General features: G+C 59.5%; 5 protein-coding genes. 3 read left to right on the top strand and 2 right to left on the bottom strand.

The features are described from left to right. The 3 genes from Q0216_RS01525 to Q0216_RS01515 all read left to right on the top strand — a co-directional run. The coding region (locus Q0216_RS01525; protein WP_298592383.1) for a MetQ/NlpA family ABC transporter substrate-binding protein at positions 1 to 360 on the top strand (360 nt) is incomplete at its 5' end. A 146-nt stretch (positions 361 to 506) separates the two neighbouring features. Beyond that, positions 507 to 1,562, top strand: coding sequence for a methionine ABC transporter ATP-binding protein (locus Q0216_RS01520; RefSeq protein WP_298592381.1), 1,056 nt, complete (start codon positions 507 to 509; stop codon positions 1,560 to 1,562). Continuing rightward, on the top strand, positions 1,563 to 2,258 hold the full coding sequence (locus Q0216_RS01515; protein WP_298592379.1) for a methionine ABC transporter permease: 696 nt from the start codon (positions 1,563 to 1,565) through the stop codon (positions 2,256 to 2,258). It begins immediately after the preceding gene. 156 nt (positions 2,259 to 2,414) lie between these two features. Here the strand turns inward: Q0216_RS01515 and Q0216_RS01510 are convergent, their stop codons facing one another. Next, positions 2,415 to 3,158, bottom strand: coding sequence for an HAD family phosphatase (locus Q0216_RS01510; protein WP_298592378.1), 744 nt, complete (start codon positions 3,156 to 3,158; stop codon positions 2,415 to 2,417). Positions 3,159 to 3,333: 175 nt separating this feature from the next. Beyond that, on the bottom strand, positions 3,334 to 4,323 hold a 990-nt coding region (locus Q0216_RS01505; protein ID WP_298592376.1), incomplete at its 5' end, for an ABC transporter permease.

Raw genomic sequence — 4,323 nt, 5'->3', positions numbered from 1 at the left:
AAGGTGAAGGTCACCCCCGTTGACGCAACCCAGACCGTGGTCGGCATGGAGTCCGCTGACGGTGCTGTTGTCAATAACGACTTCCTCAAGGATGCAGGCCTGAAGCCCGCAGATGCTCTGGCTCAGGACGACCCCAAGACCGACCCCTCCGCTATCAAGTACGTGAACCTGTTCGTTGCTCAGAGGGACAAGGCTGACGACGAGACCTACAAGAAGATTGTTGAAATCTTCCACTCTGAGCCCGTCATGAAGGTTGTCCAGGAAGAGACCCGCGGCACCGCTGTTGAGGTCAACGTAAGCACCGACGAACTGCGTCAGTCCCTGGCTAACGAAGAAGCCAAGCTGCGCGCCCAGAAGTAATCTTCTGAATACACGCCTCCTCTAGGCATACGCAAAGGCGGTAAGTCTAAGCACCCGATGCGGGTCACGAAAGGCTTACCGTCCTTTGCGTACCGGCGTTAAGGCCCTTTAACGCCCCAACCACGACATATAACGGATACAAATTTATGAGTGAACTGGTACAGAGCTTCGGTGACAGCACCGAGCCCATGGTGGTTCTGGACGGAGTCTCCAAGGTCTTCGGCACCGGCCCCAAGGCAGTAACTGCTGTGGACAACGTCTCCCTCACCATTAACCGCGGTGAAATTTTTGCAATTATTGGCTACTCCGGCGCCGGTAAGTCCACCCTCGTCCGCCTCATTAACGGCCTGGAAACCACCACCAGCGGCACCCTGACCGTCGGTGGCTTCGAGATTTCCGGTAAGCGCGACTCCGAACTGCGCGAAGCACGCACCAACATCGGCATGATCTTCCAGCAGTTCAACCTGATGAACTCCCGCACCGTGCTCGGTAACGTTGAGTTCCCGCTGAAGATTGCCGGCTGGGCTAAGAAGGACCGCCGTGCCCGCGCCATGGAAATGCTCGAGTTCGTGGGTCTTGCCGACCGTGCAGGTCACTACCCGAACCAGCTTTCGGGCGGTCAGAAGCAGCGTGTGGGCATTGCTCGTGCGCTCGCAACTAACCCGCCTCTGCTGCTGGCTGATGAGTCGACCAGCGCGCTGGACCCGGAAACTACCCACGAAGTGCTTGCACTGCTGAAGAAGGTCAACCGTGAACTGGGTGTGACCGTCGTGGTTATTACCCACGAGATGGACGTGGTCTCTAGCATCGCTGACCGTGTGGCAGTCATGGAATCCGGCCGTGTGGTGGAGCAGGGCAACGTGTACGACGTCTTCTCCAACCCGCAGACCGACGTGGCAAAGCTCTTCGTGGCAACCACCGTGAAGCTTGCCCCCACCGGCAAGGAAGCGGCTGAGCTGCGCGCAAACCACGAGGGTTACCTCATCAACGTTGAGATCGTGGAGGGTAACCAGGAGCTCGGTAAGGTGCTGTCTTACCTGGGTGCCCGTAACGTCCGCTTCAACATTGTGGGCGGCGGTATTGAGACCCTGCAGGGTAAAGCCTACGGTACCCTCACCCTGGAGCTCATCGGCGAAATCACCAGCATTGATGCCGCTGTTGCTGAATTGAAGACCGTTGCCCGCGTGCAGGAGGTGCGCTAAATGTTTGCTACTACTCTTCCGCTGGCTGCCTCGAAGACGGACTGGGCTGAGTTCCTGCCCGAGAAGCTGATTCCGGCTATCGGCGACACCTTCTACATGGTGTCTGTTACGATGCTCTGTGCTGGTCTGGTTGGCCTGATTATTGGTGCGCTGCTGTACACCACCCGTGCAGGTAATATCTTCCAGAACCGCTTTGTGTACACCTTCCTGAACATTCTGGTGAACGTGATTCGCCCGATTCCGTTCATCATTTTGATTGCGGCTCTGGGCCCGCTGACTAGTGCTGTGGTGGGTACCCGCCTGGGTGTGAACGCGGCGGTCTTCGCGATGAGCTTCGGTGCAGCATTCGCTATTGCCCGTATCGTGGAGCAGAACATGGTCTCCATTGATCCGGGCGTGATTGAGGCAGCTCGCGCGATGGGCGCTTCGAAGATGACCATTCTGTTCACCGTGATGATTCCGGAGGCGCTTGGCCCGCTGATCCTGGGTTACACCTTCCTCATCATCGGCGTGGTGGATATGTCCGCTATGGCCGGTTACGTGGGTGCTGGCGGTCTGGGTAAGATCGCGATCGTGGATGGCTACCAGCGCTTTAACGATGAGATCACCTGGGCTGTTGTGGCGATTATTATCGTCCTGGTTCAGCTGGTTCAGTTCCTCGGCAACTTCCTGGCGAAGAAGGTTATGCGCCGCTAAGCTCATGCGCCTGTAGGCACCGCTGATAAAGCATAGAAGACCCCCGGTCTGCTCCTTGAGGAGCGGGCCGGGGGTCTTTCTTGATGCTGCCTATCAGGTGAGGCGGTGGCGCGGTGAGGCGTCTGCGGTACGTGCTTAGTTCTGCGCTGCCTCAGACTATTGAGCTGCCTCAAGCTTGGCGATCCAGGTGCGTGCCGCCTCCCAAAGCTGCGGGTCCTTGAACGAGTCGAAGCGCCCAAAACCTGCCGGTGCCTTTGCCGGGTCGGTGCCTTCCGGAACGTAAATCATGACCTTCGTACCGGCCTCCCGTGCTGCCTGCGCGCCCGCGGGGGAGTCCTCGAACGCCAGCGCTTCGTGGCCCTCAAAGCCGAGGCGACGTGCCGCCTCCAGGTACATGTCCGGGGCGGGCTTGCCGGTGGGAACGTCGTTGCTGCTGACCCAGGTGCGCACCAGCGGGGCGTAACCGTAGCTTTCCATCTTCAGGGTCAGAATGTTCGCGGTGGAGTTCGACGCCACCGCCACCGGCATGTGCTCGCTCAGGAAGCCCAGGAACTGTTGTGCGCCCTCAATCAGCTCCACGCCGGAGCTGATGACCTCGTGCTCGGTGGTGAGCAGGTCCTTCATCACGCGTGCATGGTGCGCGGCGTACTCTGCGGAGGCGGTGTCCGGCTTCTGACCGTTCTGCGCCTCGTAGGAGAGCAGGGCAAGCTCCTGCGCGACGTCTGCTGCCGCCAGGCCGGTGAGGCGGTGCTCCACCTCTTCGGTGAAGGGAACAGACCAGCGGGTGAAAAGCTCACGCTGCACATCGTTCCAGACGGTTTCAGAGTCGAGGAGGATGCCGTCGCAGTCGAAGATTGCGCAGCGGGGGAACCAATCGGAGGGTACGGTGTGTTCAAACATAATGTCAGTCTCTCACAGGGCTCGAGGCTATGGAAGCGGTGGCCCGGTGCGTGAGAAAACATGCAGGGCGCGCACCCGGTGAAGGCACAAAAGCACGCAATACGTCAGCAGGCATAAAGAAACCCTCCCGCCGCATCCACAAGGAAAGCAACGGGAGGGCAGAAGCTAAAACAGCTTAGAGAGCGGATACCGGCTTATGGGTCACCTGACGCATAAACGGAATGGTCGCCAGCAGGCCTGCGTAGACCAGCGCCAGACCCAGGGCAATAGCGCCGAAGGTCAGACCGAACATCTTCGCCAGAACCTCACCGGGAAGACCCTGCGCCGCAATCAAAGCCGTCAGCGGCAGGCCCAGCAGAGCAGAGATCACGCTGATGAGCACCAGCGGACCGAAGACCACAGTCAGGCGCGAAGCCTGCAGCAGCCTCGTGGGGGTACCCATCATATTCAGCGAAGAGTACAGGGAACCGCGCTCGTAAATGGCGGCGCTCTGGTTCAACACCGCGGAGAGGGTGACCAGCAGGTACGAGAAGAACAGCATGAGCAGCATGCCCTGGAACATGTCCGACATGATGGTCATGAAGGGGCCGGCGGCGGGACCGGCTTCCTTTGCGTCGTTGCTCATCTCACCCGCCAGAATCAGGATGGGGCCGAAGAAGGTCACCAAGAAGGTCGACAGCGCCACACCCGAAACCTGGCGCCACGCCCCGCGCGGAGATTCCAGCACCGCACGGTAACCCAGCAGAACCGACGCCTTCTGGGTCATACGCACACGAATCTTTGCGTACGCCCACACGAGGAAGGTACCGATCAGGTCGATGGCAACCATCATCAGCAGACCCGGCAGAGCAATGAAAATTGCTAGGTTCTTGATGGCGCTATCGGCACCGCCGCTCTGGAAGGGGGAGAACATGCTGAAGCCCGTGGAGGTCGACGCCAGAATCATCACGGCAATGACCAGAACAACACCGATACCCAGAGCAATGTAACCGGCCGATCCAGCCTTCGCGCGGGTACGCACACCCAGCGGGCTGATGCTGACCTTCGCCAGGCCGAACAGGGAGCTCAGCGCCGCCAGAACCATACAGCCCAGGAAGCAGTAGAAAATCATGCTCACCGGCAGGAGCATATTCTCAGCACCCAGCGGAACGTTCATGAAGTGCAT

Origin of the sequence: uncultured Rothia sp., from assembly GCF_937976295.1 — a bacterium.
Classification (GTDB): Bacteria; Actinomycetota; Actinomycetes; order Actinomycetales; family Micrococcaceae; genus Rothia.
The sequence above is the reverse complement of the archived record's forward strand: the minus strand, read 5'-3'. Positions and strand labels throughout refer to the sequence as shown.